Below are 24,185 nucleotides of genomic sequence, written 5' to 3' on the forward strand. Positions count from 1 at the left end.
TATTATCATTCGGGGATATCCCCTTTAGGAGGAATATTTATGAAAAAGAAACGAACCCTAAGCGCGGTGGCTGCTGCTTCCCTGACGGCCATCAGTCTGTCCGTCCCTGCGGCGGCTGCTGCCGAAACTCCGGACGCTGCATCCTTCGTCTCCATTCGCGAAACCGCAGTTCGATTGGGCGCCGAAGTCAGCTGGGACTCGACTCAGCGCTCGGTGACCGTCACAAAAGAAGGTACGAAGCTGGTACTGACCATCGGGCGCTCCACCGCCGTACTGAACGGCAAAACCGTGCCGGCCGGAGGAACTGTCCGGATTACCGGCCAACAGGCGATGGCTCCGGCCGCCTTCCTGTCGGCAGCATTGGGCGGCACAGAGAGTGCCGAAGGCCCTTCTCAAGCCGCCGCCGACAATGCCGACTTGTTCCTTCAGGCCTTGCGGGCCGGGAACGGAGCCGAGGCGGCCAAGGTCATGAGCCCCGCCCTGCAGCAGGCCCTGCCCGCTCAAACGCTGAGCGGCCTGTGGAAGAACTACGAGAGCGTCTACGGCCAAGTATCGTCAGTAGGCGGCAAGCAGGAAAGCGACAATGCCGTCCACCATAATGTGGCGTATACGCTGCAGACGGCGGCCGTACCGCTTCAGATCACCCTTCGCCTGAATGCAGACCGCCTGGTGGACGATCTGAACATCGGCCCGGTCTCGGCGGGAGGATACCGGCCTCCGGCTTATGATCGCCCAGAGGCTTATACCGAGCGGGAGATCCGGATCGGCGAAGGGGAATGGGCTCTTCCCGGAACGCTGACCCTGCCTGTGGGCCAAGGACCGTTTCCTGCCGTCGTGCTCGTTCACGGCTCCGGTCCGAACGACCGGGACACCTCCATCGGCGGAGCCAAGCCGTTCCGCGACCTGGCGGCGGGATTAGCCGCCAAAGGCATCGCCGTCCTGCGCTACGACAAGGTCACGTTTGAGCATACCTTTAAAATCGCCGCCAACCCGAAATTAACCGTCAAAGAAGAGACGGTTGACGATGCGCTGTCGGCGGTGAAGCTGCTGACCCAAACCCCGGGCGTCGATCCCGCCCGGATTTACGTGGCGGGACACAGTCAGGGCGGATATGCGATGCCGCTCATCGTTGATGCCGATGCCAATGCCGGCCGGAACATCGCCGGCACTATCCTGCTGTCCGGCCCGAGCTCTTCATTTATCGACGTTGTCGTGGAGCAGCAGGAGGAATTGATTTCCCGCGTGAAACAACTGGGTCAGGATCCTGCGCCTTACGAGCAGCAGGCAGCCGTGTGGACCCAGGCCGCCAAGCTGCTGGACGACCCGCAGTATTCGGTCACGCACCTGCCGGAGAGCTTTCCGATTCCACCGGCTTACTGGTGGTACGATAAGAAGGATTACAAGCCAGCCGAATTAGCCAAAACGCAGAGCGGCCCGATGCTTGTCCTGCAGGGCGAAAACGACTGGCAGGTGCCGATGCATGAATTTGAGCAGTGGAAGAAAACATTAAAAGGCCGCGCCGATGTGGAGTATAAGTCATTCCCGAAAGTAAACCATCTGCTTGCCGAATATGACGGCCTCTCCACCGGCGCGGAATACGCGCAGCCTTCCAACGTGACACCGGCAATCATCGATACGATCGCAAGCTGGATCGGCAAACAGAAATAGACCGGACTTTAAGGCGTCGGCCGGCAGCGGGAACCCCGACACTGGATGGCTCAGACGCCCGCCAGCTAATAACGCCACTAAGATACACGGCAAGCCCCTTGCACCGGATCAAGGGGCTTGTTTTTTGTGTCTTCCTATTGAGGTTGCTAAACCCATCGATGTTTGGAATGTTTGGGATGTGTGGATTTCTGGATTTGTGGTCACGTCCTCCCTCCCCTGCGCGGATCCGCGGATGGATTTCCCGCCGGAACTCTGGGATAATGTGGTTTAGAATCTGATTGCTTCATACCTATTCCAATTTCATGCTTAGGAGGCCCTGTCCATGAGTGAAAAACGTCCCATTACCGCCGATGACTTGTACCGGATGCATTGGGTCAGCGACCCTGTCGTATCCCCCAAGACCGGCGCTGTCGCGTACATAGCGAAAACCGTTAACGACCAGCATGGGGGCTACACCTCCCATATTCGCCTGATCTCGCCGGACGGCCGGGAGGATACCGCCTTTACCGCCGGCGAGCAGGACGCCTCGCCAGCGTGGTCTCCCGACAGCTCCAAGCTGGCCTTTCTGCGCAAGAAGGGCGATGCCCGCCAAGTCTGGGTCATGCCCGCGCACGGCGGCGAAGCCCAGGCCGTAACGGAGCTGAGGCACGGCGTCAGCGCCTTCAAATGGGCGCCCGACGGCAGCGCCCTTCTGCTCCGCGCCGAGGCTCCTTCGGCCGATGAAGCCGTCGGTGCGGACTCCGGAGCCAAAGCGGAGAAGGCCGGCGAGGACAAACAGCCGGACGAAAAAATCATTCATCGTATAAAATACAAGGCCGACGGCGCCGGGCTGTGGAATGACCGCAGAACGCATCTGTTCGTTCACGATCTTGCCACTTCCGCATGTACGCCGGTTACTTCGGGCGACTTCGATGTGTCTTCGTTCCATTGGTCGCCGGACGGCAGCCGCATCATCTATACCGCCACCCATGCCTCCGCTTCCTTCCTGGATCCGGACCTCCGCCTGACCAACGATTTATTCGTGGCGGAGCGGGACGGCGGAAACGTCCGCCAATTGACCGACGGGCGGCTGAGCATCGGGCCCATCGCCTACACGCCGGACGGCAGCCATATCCTTATGCTGGCCGACGACTTGAACTGCGGCTTTGCCACGCTGACGCGCATCTACCTGATTCCCGCTGAAGGCGGCGAGGCACGCGCCTGCTATGAGGACCTGGACGTACAGCTCGGACACGCCTGCGTTGGCGATATGCGCGCGGGAGCCGGCAGTCCGCCCGTCTTCAGTGAAGACGGCAAGTACGTCTTCCTGCAGCTGAGCGAGGACGGCGGCGTCAAGGTCGCCCGCTTTGCGCTGGACGGCTCCGATTACGAGATCATCGCCGGCGGCGACCGGGAAATTTACCAGTTCGCCCTGGCACCGGAAGGCATGCTGATTCTCGCTTCCGCAGATACGCTTCATCCGGGAGATCTGTTTGCCTTTGACATGGCAAACGGTGAAGAGACCCGGCTGACCGACTGCAACAAGGAACTGTTCAGCGAGCTTGCGCTGAGCGAGCCGGAAGCCTTCCGCTTCGAAGCCTCGGACGGGTGGCCAATCCAGGGCTGGATCATGAAGCCGGTCGGCTTCAAGGAAGGCTCCAAGGTGCCGGCCGTTCTGGAAATCCACGGCGGCCCCCAAGCGATGTACGGCTGCACGTTCATGCACGAATTCCAGCTGCTCGCCGCGGCGGGATTTGCCGTATTCTACACGAACCCGCGCGGCGGCCACGGGTATGGCCAGGCCCATGTCAATACGGTCCGCGGCGATTACGGCGGACGCGACTACCAGGACCTGATGGATGCGGTGGACTATGTCCTGTCCGCCTATGACTACATCGACGACGCCCGGCTCGGCGTCACCGGCGGCAGCTACGGCGGCTTCATGACGAACTGGATCGTCGGGCATACCGACCGGTTCCAAGCCGCCGTCACCCAGCGTTCGATCTGCAACTGGGTGTCGTTCTACGGCGTCAGCGATATCGGGTACTATTTTACCGAGGACCAGATTTGGGGCAATCCGTGGGACGATCTGGAGAAGCTGTGGAAGCATTCCCCGATCGCTTACGTGAAGCAGGTGAACACCCCGCTCCTGATCCTGCACGGGGAGCAGGATCTCCGCTGCCCGATCGAGCAGGGAGAGCAGATGTTCGTGGCGCTTAAGCGCCTTGGCAAGGAAGCGCAGTTCATCCGTTTTCCGGGAGCCGACCACAACCTGTCCCGCAGCGGCAATCCGCATCTGCGCACCCGCCGGCTGACTCATATCGTACGCTGGTTTGAAGAGCATATCGAGCACTGATTTCACTGATGCCATTGATTTCTAATTCATAAATTCTATAATCTAGAAAAAGCCCGCCATACCGGATTTCCCCGGTATGGCGGGCTTTCTCTATAACGATGACGCAGACAGTTTGTTTACTTATTCTCTTCATCCGTTCACAACCTCAGTGGGCTTACGTCCGTTTACGGAATCATCAGCCCCATTTCCCGCGCCGCTTCGATCAGCACGGGAGCAAACTCATTCAGCGTTTCGCTGGACAGCCGGCTCACCGGGCCGGACACGGACAGGGCGGCGGCGACACGGCCGTTCCGGTTCACGATCGGCACCGCCACCGCGGCGGCGCCGGGCTCGCGCTCCTCGATGCTCGTCGCATAGCCCCGCTCGCGGATATCCTGCAGCTGCCGCACATAGCTGCCGCCCTTCACCAGCTCCGCCCAATCCGGATCGCTCAGGAGCTCCTCCTGATCGGCAGGCGCGGCAAACGCCACCAGCACCTTGCTCGACGCTCCCACCGTAAGCGGCAGGCGCGCCCCGACCTGCGCCACCCTCCGGATGGCCTGGTTGCTCTGCACCGCCTGGATCCGCAGACGGTCCTTCCCGTCCCGCAGGTACAGGCTGACCGTCTCACCCAGCCGGTCGCGAAGCCGCTCCATCGCCGGCAGCAGCAGCACCGCCGGATCGTCGCTTTGCGATAAATGTGTGGACAGCTCCCACACTTTAATGCCGAGCCGGTATTTCTCCGTCGCCGCATCGCGGACGACGAAAGCCTTCTCCTCAAGAGTCGTCATCAGCCGATGGACGGTGCTCTTGTGCAGTCCGATCATTCCGGCGATTTCGGTCAATCCCAGCTCGCTGTTCTGCGTAAAACACATCAATATATCCAGTGCCCGTTCAACGGCACGAACCGTTAATTTGCGGTCTTCCATTCCGATCCCGCCCCTCAAATGTTTCACCACATGAAACATGGTTACATAAATTATAAGAAATTCGCCGGATAAAGTCTATATTTTATTCTTTGACCATCTTCCAGGAAAATGCCAATACGTACGCTGCTAGTGCAAATGTCCGGCTTCGCTGCACACTCTCTCATCACCGGGTGCCCATCGCATGTTCAAGTTCATGCCGCTTGGGGTGCTCTATGCGCATGTCCGCATGAGACGGACAAGGGCAGCCTTCATGTGAACCATAGGGCGATTTACTATTACAATTGTCTAACAATTGTCCGCCCCGGATTGACTTTGACCTCAGGCTTGCATAGGATATAGAGTAAAATTTTATCTGTTTCGTAATCGAAGCCCGGAAGTTAAACTTAATATAGTAAAGTATTTATAAGGAGGGGCACGCATGAACATGACATCCCGTAACGACGTACATCTTCCCCGCCCCCTGCCCGATACACCATTACCGTTATCTACGCGAATGATTCGCTTTAAGCATATTTTGGTGGCACTGCTCTTGTCCGTTGTATTTTTCCTGCTCTTCTGTTTCATTGCGCTGCATGCCTACATCGCCTGGGTGTTGTCCAATCCGACAGTCGCCCCCTTGTACTCCAATCCGATGCAGGCCAAGTCCATGAAATACGAGGACGTCACGTTCCCGGCCCATGACGGCAGCCGGATGATGCAGGGGTGGTACATTCCCGCCGCAGGATCAACCAAGACGATCGTGTTCAGTCACGGGTACGGCGCGAACCGGGAGGAAACCTGGATCCCGATGTACGATTTGGCGCATTTCGCCCACCGCTTAAATTTTAACGTCATTATGTTCGATTACGGTTTCGCTTCCCAGAACAGCAAAGCCGTCGCGACGGGCGGCAAGGTGGAAGCCCAGCAGCTGCTGGGGGCCATCGATCTGGCCAAGCAGCGCGGGGCCAAGCAGATCGTGGTATGGGGCTTCTCGATGGGCGCTGGCACCGCCCTTCAGGCCGGACTGCAGACTAAGGATGTCGACGCCATGATTCTCGACAGCACCTTCCTGCTCGAGCCGGATACGCTGTACCATAACATCAAAAATCAGATCGACCTGCCGCGGCATCCGTCGCTGGAAATTCTGCAGCTGCTGTTCCCGGTACTGAACGGCACGAGCCTGAACCAGATTCCATACCAGCAGGTCAAAAAAGAGGATTATCCGTTCCCGATCTTCTTTATCCACGGGACGGAGGACGAGAAGGCACCTTATCCAATCGCCGAGAAGCTTGCCTCCAACCAGACCAATCCGTATTCCGACGTCTGGATTGTGAAAGGCAGCCACCACGAGCTGATCTTCCGCGAACACTCACGTGAATACCTGCGCCGGGTGTCCACCTTCCTTGGCAATATCAAGCTGGCTGAGCAGAAGGATATCGACAAGGATCCAATGATAAGAAAAACGTCTATCGACGTACCTTCAAAGAAGACAGACCGCGATTAACTGAAGTTTTTCTTGCGATTATAGAATGGTTCAGCTTCGCTGAAATTTATAAATTCTATAATCTTCAAAAAATAGCTGTACAAACAAAAGAGGGCACGCCCCCTTCCGGGCGTGCCCTCTTTCTATATTGCCGTCATTATTCTTTGATCAAAGACAGAAACTCCGCTCTCGACGCCGGGTCTTCACGGAAAATGCCGCGTACGCCGGAAGTCACCGTCTTGCTGCCAGGCTTCTTCACGCCCCGCGAACACATGCACAGATGCTCGCCTTCCACAACGACCATCACGCCATGCGGCTGCAGCACATCGACCATAATGTCGGCGATTTGGGACGTAATCCGCTCCTGTACCTGCAGACGGCGGGTGACCGCCTCGACCAATCGGGCCAACTTGCTGAGTCCGGCAATTTTCCCGCTCGGGATGTAGCCGATATGGACCTTGCCGAAAAACGGCGCCATATGATGCTCGCATTGGCTGTAATACACGATATCCTTGACGATCACCAGCTCCTCATGATTCTCGTCAAAGGTCACGCCCAGCACATCACGCGGGTCCACCTCATATCCGGCGAAAATTTCCTCGTACATCCGGGTTACACGGGCGGGTGTCTCAAGAAGCCCTTCCCGCTCAGGATTTTCACCGATCAGCTTCAAAATTTGCTCAATATGGTACTCGATCTTCTCGCGGTTCTCACCAACCCGCGCGTTCACGTAATCTTTCACGCCAGCCACAGCACTTCCTCCTATCGCTACCCCCTGCTTCTCTGTAGACGTTCTATGCCGAGGGGATTATTTCTTCTTGCGGCCTTGACCTTGTGCCGGGCCCTTCTTACCGGAAACCTGCTGATTTTTCATCATCTGCTGCGCCTTCTGCATCTGGCGCCCGTTCAGGTTGTAACCCATCTGCTTGGCCATCTTTTGCAGCATTTGCGGGTCATTCTGCATTTTTTCCATTTGCTTGCGCAGATAATACACGCCGATAAAAAACCCGCCGACCAAGCCGACGATCAGCGTAATAATTGGAATTACATATTGCATATTCCGCCACCCCTATAAGTATAAATCGATTCCTTCGCGCGTGCCTGAGCAGCACGAACCTATCATAGCATGTCCAAATGCGGCTCGCAAATGAATTCTAGGCCAATACAGCCTCGATAAATACGGTTGTTTCCTGCGCCAAATCCAACTCTTTAATATCCAGGTGACCCGCTTCTCCGCGCACGATCCGGACGACCGGACGTCCCGGTAGCCCCCGGTGCTGACGGACGACAAGCCCCGTCTCCTTGTTCGACAGCCTGACGGCCGTCCCGTTAGGATAGATCGACACCATCCTTGTAAACTGTACCAGCACGCCGTGATCAAGCTGCTTCTCCGACATGGCCATCATTTGCTCGCAGGCTTCGTGCGGCATCAGCTTCCGGTCCGAAGGCTTCAGCGGATGAATCATCCGGTCGTAAGCATCCGCGGCGGCGACGATTTTGGCATATAAATGAATCTCGTCTCCGGTCAGTCCCCGGGGAACGCCCAAGCCGTCTACCCGCTCATGGTGTTGAAGGGCGACGTGGGCAATCAGCAGGCCGAACTCCCGTTTGTTCTTCAGCTTTTCGAACCCGCGCCAGGTGTGATGGCTCTTGGAATCAGGGAAAAGCTCATCCAGCTCCCGCATGCCGCTCTTGCCGATATCATGCAGCAGGGCGCCCGTAGCAAGCTCTTTGACCTGCTGATAATTCAGGCCCATGTTGACGCCCATCACCGTAGACAGTAGGCATACATTCATCGCGTGCACATACTGGCTGTTGTCGATGGTGCGGACATCCGTAAGCTGCACGAGCAGCTCCTTGTTGTTCATCACGTCCTCCAGGAGATGGTCCACGCTGGCGCCGATCAGCTGGGTATTCCATTCTTTCCCCGACCGCACAGCCTCGAAGGTGTCGCTCATCTCCTGAATCAGACCCTGTTTGGTAGCCTCGTTGAGGATGTCCTCTGTATCCACGTCCGCAAACAGCGGATCCTGAATATAGAGCATCGTGACCCCGATTCGGTTCAGCGTATTGATCATATAAACGGTAAGCTGGACTCCCGCCGACAGCAGCACCGTCCCATTCCCGGAATAAATGGTTTTCCCCAAAAATTGACCGGGCTCCACACTTTCAATGCCTACATACCTCATGAACGTTCCCCCGATTGGTTACTTAATCGGCCCATCCCTTTCTTTCGGGCAGGGAGTTCTCCAAGGTCAAGAGATGGCGCTTGATCTCCATCCCTCCGCCATATCCTACGAGACTGCCGTCGGCGCCGATCACCCGGTGACACGGGACGATCAGCGGTACGGGATTTTTGTTGTTGGCACCGCCGACGGCACGGACGGCCTTCGGTCTGCCAATCGCATTTGCGATATCTGCATAGGATCGGATCTCTCCATAAGGAATATCGGCAAGCGAGCTCCAAACCTGAAGCTGGAACGGCGTTCCCCGCATATCCAGCTTCACGTCGAACGTCTTGCGTTCCCCTGCAAAGTACTCACCCAGCTGGCGCTTCGCCTCTGCCAAACGCTCATCATCCTGAACGAAATCACCGCCGCCGCACCAGGTGCGGGACCATTTCTGGAGAACCGCCTCCTTGACGTTAAACGGTCCGAACTCGATCAGGCACAGCCCTTTCTCCGTTGCGCACAGCGTCAGCGGGCCGATCGGAGAAATCATCTCCGAATAATAGACCGTTTCCTTCTCGCCTCCCAGACCGGGAGAAAAATCATCCGCAGCCATTTCGGCATCTGCGGGTTGTCCGCTTCCAGCGGGCTGAAGCTTTTCCTGCGCTTCTCTCATCATGTCTATCACCTTCTCGTCTTGTTCTGAAGCCAGACCTTTATTCAGCCAATTCAAAGCTTCTTCCCCTCCTATCCGGCCCAAAGACCACGCTGCGGCACCCCGCAGTTCCGGTCTTGGGTCTTCCAGCAGCACCCGGCCGAGGCGGGGCACCGCCGATGTATCCTTGAAGTTGCCGAGCGCAATCACGGCGTTGCGCTGAATCGGCTTGCGGCCGCGCCAGGCGGCTGCGCTTTCCCCAAACTTCTCCTTGAACTCCTTATTACTCAAATCCAGAATAGGCAGCAGCAGCGGCTTGTCCTTCTCGGGATCCGGCAGCAGATACTCATGATGCGTCCAGTTCTTCCCCTTGTTCTTTGGACAGATGACCTGGCAGGTATCGCATCCATACAGCCGGTTGCCGATCTTGCGCATCACCTCGTCCTCCAGAAAGCCCTTGGTCTGGGTCAAAAAGGAGATGCACCGCTGCGCATTGAGCTGGCCGGGGCCGACCAGCGCTCCCGTCGGGCATGCGTCGATGCACATCGTGCAGTCGCCGCAGTCCTCCGTGACGGGCGTATCCGGCGGAAACGGAATGTTGGTCACCATCTCCCCGAGGTAGATCCATGAACCCCATTTAGGCGAAATGATGCAGCAGTTCTTCGCGCTGAAGCCGATGCCGGCCCGCTCCGAAACCGCCCGGTCCACCAATGCCCCGGTATCCACCATGCTCTCCATCACCGCATCCGGCACCCGCTCCCGGATAAATGCCTCAAGCTTGCCCATAGCGTCCCGCAGCACCTGATGGTAATCCCGCCCCCACGCAGAACGGGCAAGGATCCCCCGGTATTGTCCAGGCACCTGCTTGGGCTTGTGTTCCATTTTGGATGGATAGGCTACGGCGATAGCAATGAGGGAGGCGGGCTGTGCATCGGGGAGTGCCGGGGTGACGCGTTTGTCCAGATCCGGCTCTTCAAAGCCGGATTCGTAACCAAGCTTGCGGTGGTTCTCGAGAATCGATTTCAGAGAGACAAACGGGTCAGCCGAAGCAAAACCGATATCGTCAATGCCGAACCCGGCCGCCGCCTCTTTAATGTCCTGTTTCAGCTGCTCCCACGGCGAAGCCGAAGGAGCATACGCAGCCTGTGGTTTACCTGATGTCATTTCTCCTTGCGGCCTCCTTTCCGTTAAGAGTCGTTCCATAATGTCTTACAGCGATCTCGCTTTGGACAACGGCCAGAAAATAAATTCGGCCCGCCCCACGATGGCGCTCGCTTCCACGCTGCCGAAGGAACGGCTGTCCCGGCTTGCGCCGGCATGCCGGTTGTCCCCCATCACAAAATAGTGATCCTTGTCCAGCTTGACCGGGCCGAAATCCGCATCCTGAATTTCCACCTCGGTGTAAGGCTCGCTCTGCTCCTTACCGTTCACGTACAGCTTGTGGTTCTTCACTTCCACGGTGTCACCAGGCACGCCGATGATCCGCTTCACCAGAAATTCCTTTTTCTCCGGACCATTGCTCGGGTCGCGAAGCACGACGACCTCGCCATGCTTCGGTGCGGTAAAATCATATACGATCTTATCGACAAACAGCCGTTCCTGCTCTACCAGCGTCGGCTGCATCGACTGCCCGCGGACCATGGACAGATTAAAAACGAATAAATTCAGCAGCATCATAATGACAAATGCGATAACCAGTGTTTTGGCCCAGTCCCAGAATTCGGACAGCCAGCCGCGCTTGCCTGCCTGCTCTCCCGGCGTTGTAACCGGAACCGGCTCGGGGCGGCCTTGCTCCCGCTGATCGACTTGATTCATGCTACACCTCATTTTTATGACAAATTCCCATATATACAGAAAAGCATATCTTCGGGCCTTTTGCAACGGCGCGTAGATATGCTCAAGTATAGTAAATATTGCTTATTCACGATATGGATGTACGTTTTCTCCGTAATACCAAAGGGTCGTTATCTCTATTGCGGCGCGACAATGCTAAGTTTCTGGAATGCCTGCAGCACCTTGTTGGCCCCGTAGCCCATCGCCTCATACAGAGGCATCGCGGCCTTGTTATGCTCGTCTCCTGCAATCATAATTCCGCTGACCTTACGCTGCTGGAACCGGCCTTCCATCATGGTGACCAGTGCCTTTCCAATTCCCTTGCGGCGGTAATCCGGATGGATGGCAATACGATAGTAGAAGCCGTGGTTATGCTCGATCGTGCCGATCAAGGCACCGACGATCTGTTCATCCTCTTCTGCAACCATAATCAGGTCGGAATCCCAGTAGAGCTGCCTGGAGAAAGGTTCGATCGTATTCTCGTAGCATTCTTCGGATAACGCGATTTGCAGCAGCTCGTTGACACGAGTCGCATCACTTAACTGAAAGGAACGAACATGCATGTTTAAATCTCCCTTTTCGTTAGCTTTATAGGATTAAGGGGATTTTCAGGGAAAACAAAAAAACCCTCTAATCCAAGGTATAGTATTACGACAAAAACCGTGAAAATCCTTCTTTATCATCCATTAAACCATAGTTTACTTTAAAAAACACGCGTTTTCTTTTGAAAGCGCTTTATGGCAAGCGTTTTCATTCTATGATTTGTAAATTTTCCATATAATGGACTAGTTTTGCAGCATAATCCTTCGGGATTTGGGTAAAGGATAACAAATGCGTCTTTCGGCATGCCTTCACGGAATCCAAAAAAGTTTTTTCTCGCGATGAAAGAATGGCTCTGCCCGCATGGATCATTTGAGGTTCCCACACGAAAGGCTGCCGTCAAGTCCGTTCCAATACAGCTGGCAAGCCCGCCTCAGGATTAATTCGACTTTGTAAACATAAATGTTGATTTAATCGAAAAAATACGGTTTAATAGAAATGGAATCACATTCCATGCTACATACTTATGCCGATAAAGGGCTCTTTTGGACAACAAAAGCGTTCCTTTATTCATATGAATCAGCCGCCTGCGTTGATTCTACCCAAAAAAACATTAACAGGAGGTATTTATTATGGCATTTCAATTACCACCACTTCCATACCCGAATGATGCGCTCGAGCCGCACATCGACGCTCAAACGATGGAAATCCATCACGACCGTCACCATAACACTTATGTAACGAACCTGAACGCGGCTCTGGAAAATGCTCCTGAACTGCAAAACAAAAGCCTTGAAGAGCTGATCTCCAACCTGGACAGCGTACCTGAGAACATCCGTACAGCCGTTCGCAACAACGGCGGCGGACACGCTAACCACTCCCTCTTCTGGGAAATCATCGCCCCTAAAGGCGGAGACAAGCCAAACGGCCTTCTGGCTCAAGCGATCGACAGCGAGCTTGGCGGCTTGGACAAATTCAAGGAAGAATTCACCAAAGCGGCTACAACCCGTTTCGGCAGCGGCTGGGCATGGCTCGTCGTGGACAAGAACGGCAAACTGGCTGTAACAAGCACGCCTAACCAAGACAACCCGCTGATGGAAGGTCAAACACCTGTCCTCGGTCTGGACGTTTGGGAGCATGCTTACTACCTGAAATACCAAAACAAACGCCCTGACTACATCGCAGCGTTCTGGAACGTTCTGAACTGGGATGTTGTCAGCAAACGTTACCAGGAAATCGTACAGCCGTAAGCTGTACCTTCCCGGAAATAAAGGGGCTGCCCCCAAAGAACTGCATTGCAGTTTCTTGAGGGGCAGCCCCTTTTACTTGTCTCTAAACCGGGTAATTCCCGGCGGACGGGAACAACAAGCTCTGGTTCACGTTTTAAACGATTAATAGGATGAATGTTTAAAATAGTTCTGTAAAATTTTCAAGAATACATTAGGAAAGGCGTAGTGCTGCATATCCTGCTCATCGATCCATCGGTACTCCGTCTGGACGGACGGCTCGCCGCTGTCCCCGGCCGCGTACATCGCCTTCAGCTCGGCTGCCTGCGGCAGGTCCTCTTCGCGGCAGCGGTAGACCTGCAGGTTCCAGTGAATATGGCTGAAGGTATGCTCCGCGTCCGTTAAATGCGCGATCGGCCGCGCAGCGATGCCTTCCTCGAGCAGCGCCCCGGCGAGGATATCCATCGCCGGCTCGTCCGGCAGACGCCCGCTGCGCGCCGCCGGCGTCTGCAAATGCGGCAGCTCCCACATGCGGGCGAGCAGCCCTTCCTGCGGACGCTGGCGGATCAGGACGCGGCCGCTATGATCACCGCGGCCCTCCACAAGGGCCACCACCCGGTACTCGGGCCGCGGCGGCTTCGCCTTGGTCTTGATCGGCAGCTGCTCCTCCTTGCCTTCCTGCCTGGCGGAGCAGTGCTCCATCACCGGGCAGGTCAGGCAGTGCGGCGACTTGGGTGTGCACACCAAGGCGCCCAGCTCCATGAGCGCCTGGTTGAAGTCCGATGCCCGGCCGTCCGGGATCAGCTCCACGACCAGGCTTTCCATAAAGGCGCGGGTGCTTCCTTTCATGATATCTTCCTCAATTAGGAAGTATCGCGACAGCACCCGCATCACATTGCCGTCAACGGCCGGTTCCGGCTTGTTGAAGGCAATGCTCAGAATCGCGCCGGCCGTATACGGGCCGACCCCCTTCAAGGCGAACACGGACGCCTTGTCGTCCGGCACCATACCGCCGTGCAGCTCCTTCACCTGCCTGGCCGCAGCCTGCAAATTGCGCGCACGGGAGTAATACCCCAGGCCTTCCCAACATTTGAGCACATCCTGCTCAGGGGCGTCGGCCAGGTCTTCCACGGTCGGAAACCGCTCGATGAACCGGTTGAAGAACGGAATGACCGTGTCCACCCGCGTTTGCTGCAGCATGATTTCCGACACCCAAATATAGTAGGGATTGCGGTGGCGCCGCCACGGCAAATCCCGTTTATGCTTCTCGTACCATTCCAGCAGGTTGATGCTGAAATGCCGTTTCTGCTCCATTGAACTTATCGAACTGCTCATGAGGTCCTTCATACCTTTCTGGCTGGCTTGATCATGAGCCGGCCTATCCCCGCTTCTCTACAACAGCGAAGGCGGAAGCCAGCTCGGTCTGGTGGGAGATCGATAGATGAATTACATATTCCGGCTCGCCCGGCAGCTCGAGGCGCTCCCAAGCCTGCTCGTTCAGCACCACGACGGGTTTGCCGCTCTCATCGGGAAGCACTTCCATGTCCACAAAGCCGATTACCCCGCCGATGCCGCAGCCGAAGGCTTTGGAGATGGCCTCCTTTGCGGCGAAGCGCCCGGCGACAAACTCGGTCAGGTTTCCGCCCCGTTTCTTGGCTTCCTCCCTTTCACGGGCCGTCAGCACCCGCTCCATAAAACGGAAGCCCTGACGGCTGCCGAGAAGCAGCCCAACCCGCTTGATTTCCAGCACATCGTGCCCGATTCCGTAAATCAATGCCCCGCACCTTCCCTTCCATGACATACAAATCCTATTGTAGCAGGTGCACGTCCCAAAAACGAGCCGCTTGTGAATAGGCGGCTTTTACCAGCTGTTCTTCGTGGACGATCCCCGGCACCGCAGGCAAACCCGGAGCGCACACGAAAAATACGGAGCCCTTCGCCGGGCTCCGCATTCCTGTTACCATCGCTGAACCACACCGCCAGCACATGCAGCAGCGGAATGATGCACATCAGCGACAAGCACAGCAGCACCAGGGTATCGGCACATAGCTGAAAATGACCAGAAACACTAGCGCCGGCAGCAGCATGACGTGCAGCGGCCAGGTTCTTTTTAGACGGTTCATAAAAGGTCGTTCCCCCTCTTGGAATGCCAATTTCTCTTTTGGTACCGTCATTATAGCAACCGCCCAAATGTCGTCGTAGCTCATAAAACCAACATAAATGGCACTATTGCAACCAATTGCAGGCATGAATCCGCGAAGGGCTTGTCCCCCTGCTGAGCCTTGCCTCCGCCAATGGAGAATTCATGAAGCCAGGCCTGCCGAATACAAAAAAACCGGCAAAAAATCAAATTGATTTTCACCGGTTTCTGCCCAACTCATTCTATTATCGGGACTCCAGGCTGGCCGGGCTGTTGGCATGCGCCGCCTCGCCATGGGTGCCGGCTTCCTGCGCTTCGCGCTGATCGAACATTCTGCCGATTTTCCAGCCGATGCCTATATTCAAAACCGCCATCGCTCCAAATAAAACCACATCACCCCAGGGCTCCGGCAGCAGCAGATCGGCAAGCAGCCACCCTCCGGTCATGGCAGCCCCCATCACTGCGCCCTTTACGGACGACCTTAAATTCATTTTTCCCATTCGACACACTCCCCCCGCCTGATTCCTTATAACCTGAATCGACAAGCAATAGGCCTGCACGCCAAAGTTCTTTGTTTCCTGCCTTTTTTGATATATATGTTGTGGACAAAATCGAATATTCCCGTATAACCGTTAAAAAGCCCTTGGCTCCCCATCTGTATAAGCTCACTTCTTCCGTGACACAATAACGTAAGTTTAAAAACATACTCCGAAGGAAGGTAGCCTCAATGAGACAACAGTTAAGAATCGGTGTATTGATTGCAGGCATGTCTTTGATGCTGGCTGCTCCGGCCTTTGCTTATGGGGCGGCTGGAACGGCGCAAGACGGCGGAAATGGCGGCATGGGCACAGGTATGGGCACGGGGACCCTCGGAACCGAATCCACCGGTGGTTCGCATTACCGGGTGAACAATGTCGGAACGACATCCCATTACCATGTCAGCGTATATGGCACTGGAACAGGAAGCCAATACTTGAATACGAATTATGGAACGAACAACACCGGCCGGATGGGAACAAACAACTACACCGGATCCAATACGAATATGCTGACTGACAATAACCGAATCCGGACGAACGCAGCGACGGACACGAACCGCGGCGGAGGCTGGGGCTGGCTCGGACTGCTGGGACTGATCGGATTAGCCGGCATGCGCAAAGGAAACCCGGAACGAGACCGCGGTTAGTTTGCCCTAAATGCATGGTCAGCCATCATAAAAATCCCTGACTTACTTAAAATGTAGGTCAGGGATTTTTGTGCTTCGACTCCCGGTCGATCAATCAACAGCACATTCTGTTGTGTATCGCTATCTAAATGGCTAAATGGCTGTAGAGTGAGCCGGACGTTCATCATATTTAAAAGGGATATGCTTCGGGTCTTCAGCGGCAGGCTGAACAAAACCGGCCGGAAGGGTATCGCCCCAAGTTAAGCGCCCCTCGACGAATTTGGACATCCGGGTCTCGAAAAAGGCTGGCCGCTGCTTCCATACCTTTTTGGCAACGGTCACGGTAAATTCCCCTCGCTTGTTCGGAATGGTGACGGAATAAGGGACATTCTTAGGCAAACTCAGTCCGACCAGCACTCCGGTATACATCGCGCCAGACGATGTCCGGCTCACCAGATACGGAGGATGATCCGTGATGACCGTGCCCTCTTCCGGCAGTGTGATGTCGATCTCCACGCTCGTGTTCTCGGGCATCTTGAATACCCTGCCTTCAGGAAGCGTGTACCTCTTGGTGCCGATCGTGACCGACAGATTTGTTTCTTCATCCTCAGGCCAATAGAAAATGGAATATCTGCCATCCTGATCGGTCGGCGTCGATTTCCCGAAACCTTCGCCTTGATCCCGGTCAAACCAGACCACCGCGTTCTCGACCGGTCTGCCGTTCGCGTCTTTGACAACCCCGCCCATCCGGTATTTATCCACTTGAAAATAAGATACGACGTCACCGCTGCCGGCGATGACCCGTCCGTGAACCTGGACCTTGGACGCATCCTCGGGATCGTCTTCCACCTTCAGCACCTCAATCGGATAATTTACGCTGAGCATGGCCGAAGCGGTAAGAAGCCGCTTCGACATTTCCGGCGTTAGATGTTTCCCGGATACGGTGGCGTCCTTAAGGGAAACAATACTGATCTTGGTCTCAGCCAGGAGGCTCTGGTCAACGGTCAGGGTGAACGATCCGTCCTTCCCTGTGGGAACGTCAATTTGGCTCTGGCTCGTATGCACCGTGGCGCCGGCCACAGGCTGATTGTCGAGGAACAGCCTGCCGTGAACGGAGGTCATATGGGACCCGTCCGACTTCCACTGCTTAAGCCGCAAGGACGGCGAATCAACCGTCAGCTGTACGCCATGGTCCGCCGCTTGCGCCGATGCCGGAGCCTCCGAGGATACCGGCTTTGAGGGCATCCCGGCACATCCGGCAAGACATACCGTCATGATCAAAACGGACAGTCGCTGCAAATACCACATGGATTCGATTCCTCCCCTTTACTTGTGCGCAAATAAACAGGGGCAAAGCCATAGGCTCTGCCCCGCTTCATGAACCTTATTTTTTCTGGTGAGCATTCGTGTCTTCCGCCGTACCCGCTTTGCCTTGGGTTTTGTCGCCGCCAAGACCGAATACGAACACTTTCGGTTTGGGACCGCCGGATGTAAAGGCCATATATTGTTTGTCGTCGACGACGAAAATCGCCGGCGCTGCTTGAATGCTGCTGCCCGTCGTCTGGAAGGTCCAGATGACCTTGCCATTTTTAATATCCAGGGCGTTGATCTTCCCGTCGAGCTCGCCGTAGAAGGCCAGTCCCGACGTCGTGCTCGTAAAGCCTCCGCGCATCGGATCCTTCGTCTTGATCTGGTAGGCTTTTTTGCCGGTATTCACGTCCATCGCCGTGATGGTGCCGTACGGTACATCATTCGCTGGCGCCGAGGTCGTCGTACCGAATGCGGCCGCTCCGGGCATGTCCGGTGTCGAGGCTTCCGTCTGGCTTTTCGCGGACTTGATGACGGCCCCCTGTTCCACACCTGGAATCAGCACGTAATTCGTTGCGGGATCATACGTTTCGGGAGCATAGTTCTCGCCTCCGAGCACGCCCGGGTACACGGTAACGCCCTCCGGCGTCGGCTTCGGATGATCGATCTTGGCAAAAGGAACCCCATCCCAAACGACGGCTCCGGTCTTGGCGTCCCATGCGTACCATTGTCCCGACTTCCCGCCTTGCACGACGATTTTTTGCTGCTTGCCTTTGACGGTGGCATTCAGGATCATTGGCGAAGCCGCTGCGTCATAATCCCAGAGGTCATGGCTGATTTCCTGCTTCGCCCAAATCAGCTTGCCCGTAGCAGCGTCGACGGCAACCACCGAGTCCGTGTGCGGATTGTCTCCCGGCCGGGACTCGCCGTAAAAGTCAGGCGCCGGGTTGCCCACGGCAAAGTACATGATTCCTGTCTCCTCATCGATGGCCGGCGGATTCCATACCGCGCCTCCGCCCTGGAATTTGCTGTTGGCGAGCCAGTCCTGGCCTTTAGGCGGGACCGTGTAGAAAGGAGAAGCCCAGGCAGGCGACAGATCGCTTGCTTTATAGGCGTTGACAAACCCGCGGATGCCGTTGTCCCCGCCGCTGCTGCCGATATAAATGTTGCCTTTGTAATACACAGGCGCGGTCGTTTCGTAATAACCGTTCTCCAGCGTCACACCTTTGATGGACTCGGAGATCGGCACCATTTTGATCAGCTTGCCGGTCTTCTGGTCCAGGGACACAATCTGATTGTCGACCGTCAGCATGAACACTTTGCCTTCCCCAACAGCGACGCCGCGGTTGGCAATGATCCCCGACTTGCTGAATGTCGCAGCTTGTTCTGCGGACGGCTTCCAGTGCCAGATTTGACTGCCGGTTGCTCCGTCAAAGGCGAATACCTGATTCCCTGCAGTCGTAATGTACACGATGCCGTCGACGAACACCGGATAACACTGATTCCCGTTCTTTACGTCTTTGTCAAGCTCCTTCAGGTCCGCGCTCCAGATCACGCCCAGATCCTTGACGTTGGCCGCGGTCACCTCTTTATAAGGGACATGGCGGGTATTTTTCAGATCGAATCCATAGGTGCCGAAGTTTTTAAAAGAGGTGCCCGTCACTTTTCCCGGCGTCGTGGATGGTTTGTTTTCGTTTGTATTTTGCACCGGAGCCGGAGTCGCTGCGTTATTGTTCTTATTCGTATTACAGCCGCTTAGAGCAAGGGTTGTACTTAAAAGGGCTGCGCCAATCATCACGTGAGTTTTTCTCATGTTGGAACGATCTCCTCATTTTTTCATTAGAAGCGTTGTAACGTAATATTTCCAGCAAGACCAAAAATCATGCAGAAAAAATATACAGCCCTTCGTACATACACCTGGTTTGCACCCAAGCAGCATTTCCGGCTGATGTCATGCAGGTATAAAAGCGGCTCGAATCGGTCATCTTGAAGGAGAAGAATCACACCACCCAGATTTGCATTCAAGGAGGACGACGATGAAACCTAAATTCCGTTTGATCTTTACGATAGCGCTGCTCTCGATCGTATTGGTATTAAGCGCATGCGGCAAAAGCAATAACGGTACGGCGGCTCCGCCTGCCAACAATACAACCCCGTCCACCGGCGGCGGACAAACCAAAGAAATTACCGTAACGGCGAAAAACTTCGCTTTCGACCCGCCCAATATCGATCTGAAAGCCGGCGACACGGTCAAGCTGACCTTTAAAAACGCGGATGGCGTACACGGCTTCGAAATTCCTGACCTGAACGTCAATCTGCAGGACGGACAAACGGCCACCTTTACCGTAGACAAGGCCGGGACTTACGACTTCAACTGCTCGATCCAATGCGGCTCAGGCCACGACAATATGACGGGTACGATTACGGTATCCTAAGACCAAACAAAAGGAGCCCATCCCAAGATGGAACTCCTTTTTTTCGATTATGGCTTGTGGAAAGCTGCAGGGAGCAGACATTAGGTCGCCGCGGGCAGGTGCTTCAAATAAAAACGATACCAGTTGCCGCAGATAAAGCCTTCCACGTCCTCCTCGCTGTAATGCTTCTGCAGTAAATTGACCAGATCATGATATTTACCCGCATGCTCCAGACCGATGATCTTTTCACGGATACCGTCAAAATCCGATCCCAGCCCGATATGCCTGCGGCCCCCAAGGGAGCAGATATGGTCGATGTGCGCGAGCAGCCGGTCCATCGTTATCGGTTCCTCCGCATGGACAAAAGGCGGCACAAAGGTGACCCCGATGACTCCGTCCGTCCGGATGATGGAGCCAATCTGCTCATCGCTCAAGTTTCTGCGGCGCGGGCATATTTTGCCGGCATTGGAATGGGAGGCGATGAGCGGCTTCGCGGACAGCGACGCCAGCTCCCAGAACGCTTTTTCCGAGAGATGGGACACGTCCAGGATCATGCCCAGACGGTTGCATTCCTGAATCAGCTGCCGGCCTTTCTCGGTCAACCCCGCTCTCCTGGACTCCATGACGCCGTCCGCCGCCCAATTGGCGTAATTCCAGGTGATGCCGATACTCCGGACGCCCAGATGATGCAGGATCCGCACATAGGCCAGGTTTCCCTGCAGCGCATCGACTCCTTCAAGCGATAGCAGCGCCCCGGTCAAGCCATTCTTCTCTGTGAATTCGAGGTCTTCCTTGGACCGGATAAAATGGATGGGGCCGCTTGCAAGCACCTTCTCATGAAACAGATCAATGCTCTCCAGCACATAACGAAACTCTCCGGCATACTTCTCGGGCAAGTAGACTGCAAAGTTCTGGAACCCGATGCCGGACTTTTGCATGCGTTCCAATGTGACATCCAGCAAATCCTGTTCATGCCCAAAATCCAGCTGCGGATGCTCGAGCAGTTTGCTCAGCACATCGCAGTGGGCGTCAAATATGGTCACCGGTCATTCCTCCGTTCTTCTTGAACCTGCCGCGATAGGAATAAGAAGGCACAGGGCGATGAGGCGCAGTAACGGATGGTTCATCGTTGTCTTGATTGAGGGAAGATAGAATATCGGATATCAGTTCGTGATGAGGCGACCACTGGCAGACAGGATCCGCCTGCCGGGCGTCGCCGGCCAACAGGTAAGCTTGGCAGCGGCATCCGCCGAAATCGCGGAAACGGTGTTCACAGCTCCGGCAGGGCTCCGCCATCCAGTCGAAGCCGCGGAAGCTGTTGAATGCTGCGGATTCCCGCCAAATCCATTCGAGGCTCCGCTCTTTAACGGATTCGAAGGTCAAGGTATGAATGCTGGATGCCGCGGTGCAGGGCAGCACGGTTCCGTCGGGCGTCACCGTCATCGAAATTTCTCCCCACCCGCCCATGCAGGGTTTTGGGAAATCCTCATAGTAATCCGGGAGAACCCAGATCAGTTCAATCTGGCGGTCAAAGCGCGCTTTGGCCCGAAAAAAAGCTTCCTCAGCCGCCGCGAGCTGCGCTCTGGTCGGCAGCAGATGCTGGCGGTTAAGCAGTGCCCAGCCGTAGTACTGGGTATTCGCCAGCTCCAGCCGTCCGGCTCCCCATGACACACACATCTCAATGATTTCCTCCACGAGGTGGATATTTTGCCTGTGCAGGACAGCGTTCATATGTAAGGGGATCCCCGCCTCCCGGATCAAGGCAGCCGTTTTCTGTTTGAATTCGTGTGCCCGGGAGCCGGCAATCGCATCCGCCAGGCTTGGCTCGGACGCCTGGATGCTGAGCTGCATGCTGTCGACCCCCGCGTCTGCCAACTGCTGCATGCGTTTCTCCGTCACGCCGACCCCGCTGGTAATGACATTCACAAAAAAGCCCAGCTCACGGGCCTGCCGGATCAGCTGGTCCACGTCCGGTCTCATGAGCGGCTCGCCGCCTGTCAGGTGAAGCTGCACCACCCCAAGCTCACTGGCTTCCGTGAATACCCTGATCCATTCCTGTGTGCTCAGCTCTTGCTCCCTTTTGGCGAGCTCTACCGGATTCGAACAGTAGGCGCAGTGAAGGGGGCACCGGTGGGTAATTTCCGCCGACAGGGCATACGGTATGCTTACGGACACTTTTCGATCCACCCCCGCTCAATGGCTTGTGTGAGAAACTCGAGAACATCCTCCTGCAGATTGGATTGATTGTATTTCGCCTCAAGCTCCCCGATGATTTGGTGAGCTGACCGCGTCCCGTCACACAGCCAAAGAATGGCCCCGGCCGTCGGGTTCAGGTTGACGACGCGTTCGGGGAGCAGGAGCATATCGGTTTGCCTGGCTTTATCGAACTTCAGCCGTGCGGGACTTCGCAGCCTGAGCTGCTCTGACTGCCCCCAAGCGATCATCGCTGCGCCTCCGCATCGGGATACGCCAGACTTAACGCATCCAGAATGGCCCAGAGGACATCGCATTTAAAGTGCAGGGCGGCTATGACCTGCTCCTGCTCACCGCGGTCTTTGCATTCGCGCAGAACGAGTTCCAGACCGTGGTCCGCGTCACGCGGTGCCTGATGCAGCCTCGCCTGAAAGTACTCCAGTCCTTCCGGACGGATCCATGGGTACAGCTGTTCAAACACGGCGATTCGCTGGGAGATAAGGACGGGAGCGAACAATTCCGTCAAAGAGGAAGCTACGGCAATGAGCCACGGCTGCAGGCGGCAGAAATTCACGTAGGCATCGACCGCAAACCGGACGGCGGGAAGGACATGGCGCTCATCCAGCATCTCCTCTCTCGGAATGCCGACGGCTTCGCCAAGGCGGATCCAGGCTTCGATCCCTCCCTCGCTCCCTTCTGTTCCGTCATGGTCCACAATGCGTTGTATCCAGTGGCGGCGCTCCTCCCTGGAGGGCAGCTTCGAAAGGATGATGGCATCCTTGACGGGGATATTTTTCTGATAATAAAACCGGTTCGCCACCCAAGCCCGAAGCTGCTCGGGACTCAGCTTTCCTTCATGCATGCGTACGTGATAAGGATGCTTGTCGTGATAGCGCTGTTCCCCGACCTGGCGCAGCCTCATCGTTAATTCTTCGTTCGAGAGCAAATGCTGGTTCATGTTAGACCTCCAATTCCAAACCGTCGTAACCGACCTCGATCCCCAGCTCCCGGAGCCTGCGATTCTCCGCAGAAGCCTCGTCAAGGATCGGATTGGTATTGTTGATATGGATGTAAATTTTTCGCCCGGCCGATATACGGGAAAGGTGCTCCAGGCTTCCACCCGGTCCGGCAATGGGGACATGCCCCATATCGGATGCCACCAATCCGGAAATATCTAGCCGCCGAAGTTCATCCGAATGCCAAAAGGTGCCGTCCACAAGGACGCAGTCGGCTGCTTCCAATTGGGTATGAAGCTCGTTCGACCAGGATTCGACACCGGGCGCGTATACAGTAGTCCCTCCGGTCCGCTGGTCTACCATGCGGTAGCCGACGACCCAAGGGGATGTGGACGCCCCATCCGTATGGGGATTCCGAAGGACGGACGCATACCTCGGCGGCTTGGAGCCCAGGAAGAACGGATATACCATTACTCTGCCCCCAAATAGTGGAAAAGATTCCTGCGGCCGCACTTCGAGCCACCGGTATGAAGCATAGGGCTCCAGGATTTGCCTGACCGGGAAGGCTTCCATCAGGGCGCCCAATACGGGAGCTGCGGCGTAAACGTCGATTGCCGAGGACTCCCTTAAGTGGAGGAGGCCCATCGTATGATCCAGCTCCCCGTCCGTCAGCAGCACGGTAGAAATGGGTGTATGCCGGATCGAAGAGCCCGGGGCGAGCTCGGGATGGGCTTCGATCTGTGCACCAATATCCGGCGTGGCGTTGACGAGAACCCAATCGCTGCCATCATCGCTGACAGCAAGCGAATTATGCAGCCGTGCGCGCAATGAGGGATCCTGCATCCGCACGCGGCGGCAGTTCGGACAGCCGCAGTTCCACTGCGGGAAGCCTCCCCCTGCCGCCGATCCCAGCACCTTCAACAGCATGTTCCTGCCCCCCTCAAAAAAATAGATGCCGGATTGCTCCGGCATGATTCGTCACTTCTGATACGCGTATGCGGTAACCTCCGCACAAACCTCAATGACTTCAAAATCGGGTTTAACCCACATTCCGCCACCCCCTTTGATGAAAATATCCCACCATGCCTGGCAGTAGAGAGCACAAGTCTGTTTAATCATATGTTGGATTTTGGCATTCTATAACACGTAACGATGCAGAGAGATGTCCACCTTCCGCATCCCGCTGGACTCCGCATACCGCACGTGGTCCGGAA

The 24,185-nt window shown here is 55.9% G+C and carries 24 protein-coding genes; 6 read left to right on the forward strand and 18 right to left on the reverse strand.

Annotation, left to right across the window (positions count from 1 at the left end; genetic code table 11):
- Nucleotides 1–39: 39 nt before the first annotated feature.
- Together ABIE48_RS27720 and ABIE48_RS27725 are read left to right on the forward strand one after the other, a co-directional pair.
- Nucleotides 40–1,668: an alpha/beta hydrolase family protein gene (locus ABIE48_RS27720; protein ID WP_192715897.1), complete on the forward strand. Its 1,629-nt coding sequence runs from the start codon at nucleotides 40–42 to the stop codon at nucleotides 1,666–1,668.
- Nucleotides 1,669–1,990: 322 nt separating this feature from the next.
- Nucleotides 1,991–4,003, forward strand: coding sequence for an alpha/beta hydrolase family protein (locus ABIE48_RS27725; RefSeq protein WP_145026518.1), 2,013 nt, complete (start codon nucleotides 1,991–1,993; stop codon nucleotides 4,001–4,003).
- A gap of 164 nt (nucleotides 4,004–4,167) precedes the next feature.
- Here the strand turns inward: ABIE48_RS27725 and ABIE48_RS27730 are convergent, their stop codons facing one another.
- On the reverse strand, nucleotides 4,168–4,911 hold the full coding sequence (locus ABIE48_RS27730; RefSeq protein WP_089549014.1) for an IclR family transcriptional regulator: 744 nt from the start codon (nucleotides 4,909–4,911) through the stop codon (nucleotides 4,168–4,170).
- Between the two features lie 418 nt (nucleotides 4,912–5,329).
- On the opposite strand from ABIE48_RS27730, the gene ABIE48_RS27735 reads away from it, so the two are divergent.
- Complete coding sequence (locus tag ABIE48_RS27735) at nucleotides 5,330–6,394, forward strand: alpha/beta hydrolase (protein WP_145026520.1); 1,065 nt, start codon at nucleotides 5,330–5,332, stop codon at nucleotides 6,392–6,394.
- A gap of 136 nt (nucleotides 6,395–6,530) precedes the next feature.
- Here ABIE48_RS27735 and folE read toward each other — a convergent pair whose 3' ends face one another.
- From folE to ABIE48_RS27765, 6 genes are all read right to left on the reverse strand, one after another.
- A complete protein-coding gene (gene folE / locus ABIE48_RS27740; RefSeq protein WP_105444339.1) occupies nucleotides 6,531–7,124 on the reverse strand; it encodes a GTP cyclohydrolase I FolE in 594 nt (197 codons plus the stop codon).
- 57 nt (nucleotides 7,125–7,181) lie between these two features.
- Nucleotides 7,182–7,430 (reverse strand): YneF family protein, encoded by a 249-nt coding sequence (locus ABIE48_RS27745; protein ID WP_145026522.1) that lies wholly within the window; start codon nucleotides 7,428–7,430, stop codon nucleotides 7,182–7,184.
- Between the two features lie 97 nt (nucleotides 7,431–7,527).
- Entirely contained in the window at nucleotides 7,528–8,562 is a 1,035-nt protein-coding gene (locus ABIE48_RS27750) for an HD-GYP domain-containing protein (RefSeq protein ID WP_145026524.1), read from the reverse strand.
- Between the two features lie 22 nt (nucleotides 8,563–8,584).
- Nucleotides 8,585–10,360, reverse strand: coding sequence for a tRNA epoxyqueuosine(34) reductase QueG (queG, locus tag ABIE48_RS27755; protein ID WP_192715898.1), 1,776 nt, complete (start codon nucleotides 10,358–10,360; stop codon nucleotides 8,585–8,587).
- A 45-nt stretch (nucleotides 10,361–10,405) separates the two neighbouring features.
- A complete protein-coding gene (lepB, locus tag ABIE48_RS27760; RefSeq protein WP_116234318.1) occupies nucleotides 10,406–11,011 on the reverse strand; it encodes a signal peptidase I in 606 nt (201 codons plus the stop codon).
- 155 nt (nucleotides 11,012–11,166) lie between these two features.
- Nucleotides 11,167–11,592 (reverse strand): GNAT family N-acetyltransferase, encoded by a 426-nt coding sequence (locus ABIE48_RS27765; protein WP_076175840.1) that lies wholly within the window; start codon nucleotides 11,590–11,592, stop codon nucleotides 11,167–11,169.
- Nucleotides 11,593–12,201: 609 nt separating this feature from the next.
- Here ABIE48_RS27765 and ABIE48_RS27770 point away from each other — a divergent pair.
- Nucleotides 12,202–12,819, forward strand: coding sequence for a superoxide dismutase (locus ABIE48_RS27770; protein ID WP_076175842.1), 618 nt, complete (start codon nucleotides 12,202–12,204; stop codon nucleotides 12,817–12,819).
- 141 nt (nucleotides 12,820–12,960) lie between these two features.
- On the opposite strand, the gene mutY is transcribed toward ABIE48_RS27770, so the two are convergent.
- From mutY to ABIE48_RS27785, 3 genes are all read right to left on the reverse strand, one after another.
- Nucleotides 12,961–14,130, reverse strand: coding sequence for an A/G-specific adenine glycosylase (mutY, locus tag ABIE48_RS27775; protein ID WP_186326066.1), 1,170 nt, complete (start codon nucleotides 14,128–14,130; stop codon nucleotides 12,961–12,963).
- Between the two features lie 43 nt (nucleotides 14,131–14,173).
- Complete coding sequence (gene acpS / locus ABIE48_RS27780; protein WP_145026528.1) at nucleotides 14,174–14,569, reverse strand: holo-ACP synthase; 396 nt, start codon at nucleotides 14,567–14,569, stop codon at nucleotides 14,174–14,176.
- Nucleotides 14,570–15,180: 611 nt separating this feature from the next.
- Nucleotides 15,181–15,435 (reverse strand): hypothetical protein, encoded by a 255-nt coding sequence (locus tag ABIE48_RS27785; RefSeq protein ID WP_145026530.1) that lies wholly within the window; start codon nucleotides 15,433–15,435, stop codon nucleotides 15,181–15,183.
- Nucleotides 15,436–15,662: 227 nt separating this feature from the next.
- Here ABIE48_RS27785 and ABIE48_RS27790 point away from each other — a divergent pair, with 227 nt between their 5' ends.
- Complete coding sequence (locus tag ABIE48_RS27790) at nucleotides 15,663–16,121, forward strand: WGxxGxxG family protein (protein WP_084204206.1); 459 nt, start codon at nucleotides 15,663–15,665, stop codon at nucleotides 16,119–16,121.
- Between the two features lie 132 nt (nucleotides 16,122–16,253).
- Here the strand turns inward: ABIE48_RS27790 and ABIE48_RS27795 are convergent, their stop codons facing one another.
- Together ABIE48_RS27795 and ABIE48_RS27800 are read right to left on the reverse strand one after the other, a co-directional pair.
- Nucleotides 16,254–17,408 (reverse strand): carboxypeptidase-like regulatory domain-containing protein, encoded by a 1,155-nt coding sequence (locus ABIE48_RS27795; RefSeq protein WP_145026532.1) that lies wholly within the window; start codon nucleotides 17,406–17,408, stop codon nucleotides 16,254–16,256.
- 76 nt (nucleotides 17,409–17,484) lie between these two features.
- Nucleotides 17,485–19,221, reverse strand: coding sequence for a pyrroloquinoline quinone-dependent dehydrogenase (locus tag ABIE48_RS27800; protein WP_145026535.1), 1,737 nt, complete (start codon nucleotides 19,219–19,221; stop codon nucleotides 17,485–17,487).
- A gap of 223 nt (nucleotides 19,222–19,444) precedes the next feature.
- Here ABIE48_RS27800 and ABIE48_RS27805 point away from each other — a divergent pair, with 223 nt between their 5' ends.
- A complete protein-coding gene (locus ABIE48_RS27805) occupies nucleotides 19,445–19,843 on the forward strand; it encodes a cupredoxin domain-containing protein (RefSeq protein ID WP_145026537.1) in 399 nt (132 codons plus the stop codon).
- 80 nt (nucleotides 19,844–19,923) lie between these two features.
- On the opposite strand, the gene ABIE48_RS27810 is transcribed toward ABIE48_RS27805, so the two are convergent.
- Genes ABIE48_RS27810 through pqqA form a run of 6 tightly spaced genes read right to left on the reverse strand, consistent with a single transcriptional unit; the run spans nucleotide 19,924 to nucleotide 24,090 of the window.
- Complete coding sequence (locus ABIE48_RS27810; protein ID WP_192715899.1) at nucleotides 19,924–20,865, reverse strand: dipeptidase; 942 nt, start codon at nucleotides 20,863–20,865, stop codon at nucleotides 19,924–19,926.
- A complete protein-coding gene (gene pqqE, locus ABIE48_RS27815) occupies nucleotides 20,852–21,997 on the reverse strand; it encodes a pyrroloquinoline quinone biosynthesis protein PqqE (protein ID WP_145026541.1) in 1,146 nt (381 codons plus the stop codon). The genes ABIE48_RS27810 and pqqE overlap by 14 nt, the downstream gene beginning before the upstream one ends.
- Entirely contained in the window at nucleotides 21,988–22,266 is a 279-nt protein-coding gene (pqqD, locus tag ABIE48_RS27820; protein ID WP_076175868.1) for a pyrroloquinoline quinone biosynthesis peptide chaperone PqqD, read from the reverse strand. The genes pqqE and pqqD overlap by 10 nt, the downstream gene beginning before the upstream one ends.
- A complete protein-coding gene (gene pqqC, locus ABIE48_RS27825; protein ID WP_145026543.1) occupies nucleotides 22,263–22,973 on the reverse strand; it encodes a pyrroloquinoline-quinone synthase PqqC in 711 nt (236 codons plus the stop codon). Before pqqC ends, pqqD begins: the two co-directional genes overlap by 4 nt.
- 1 nt (nucleotide 22,974) lies before the next feature.
- Nucleotides 22,975–23,898, reverse strand: coding sequence for a pyrroloquinoline quinone biosynthesis protein PqqB (gene pqqB, locus ABIE48_RS27830; RefSeq protein WP_192715900.1), 924 nt, complete (start codon nucleotides 23,896–23,898; stop codon nucleotides 22,975–22,977).
- A 51-nt stretch (nucleotides 23,899–23,949) separates the two neighbouring features.
- Nucleotides 23,950–24,090 carry a pyrroloquinoline quinone precursor peptide PqqA gene (gene pqqA, locus ABIE48_RS27835; protein WP_145026584.1) on the reverse strand — a complete coding sequence of 47 codons (141 nt, stop codon included), beginning with the start codon at nucleotides 24,088–24,090 and terminating at the stop codon, nucleotides 23,950–23,952.
- Nucleotides 24,091–24,185: the final 95 nt, after the last annotated feature.

The sequence above is a fragment of the Paenibacillus sp. OAE614 genome (assembly GCF_040546645.1).
GTDB classification, from domain to species: Bacteria; Bacillota; Bacilli; order Paenibacillales; family Paenibacillaceae; genus Paenibacillus_AQ; species Paenibacillus_AQ favisporus.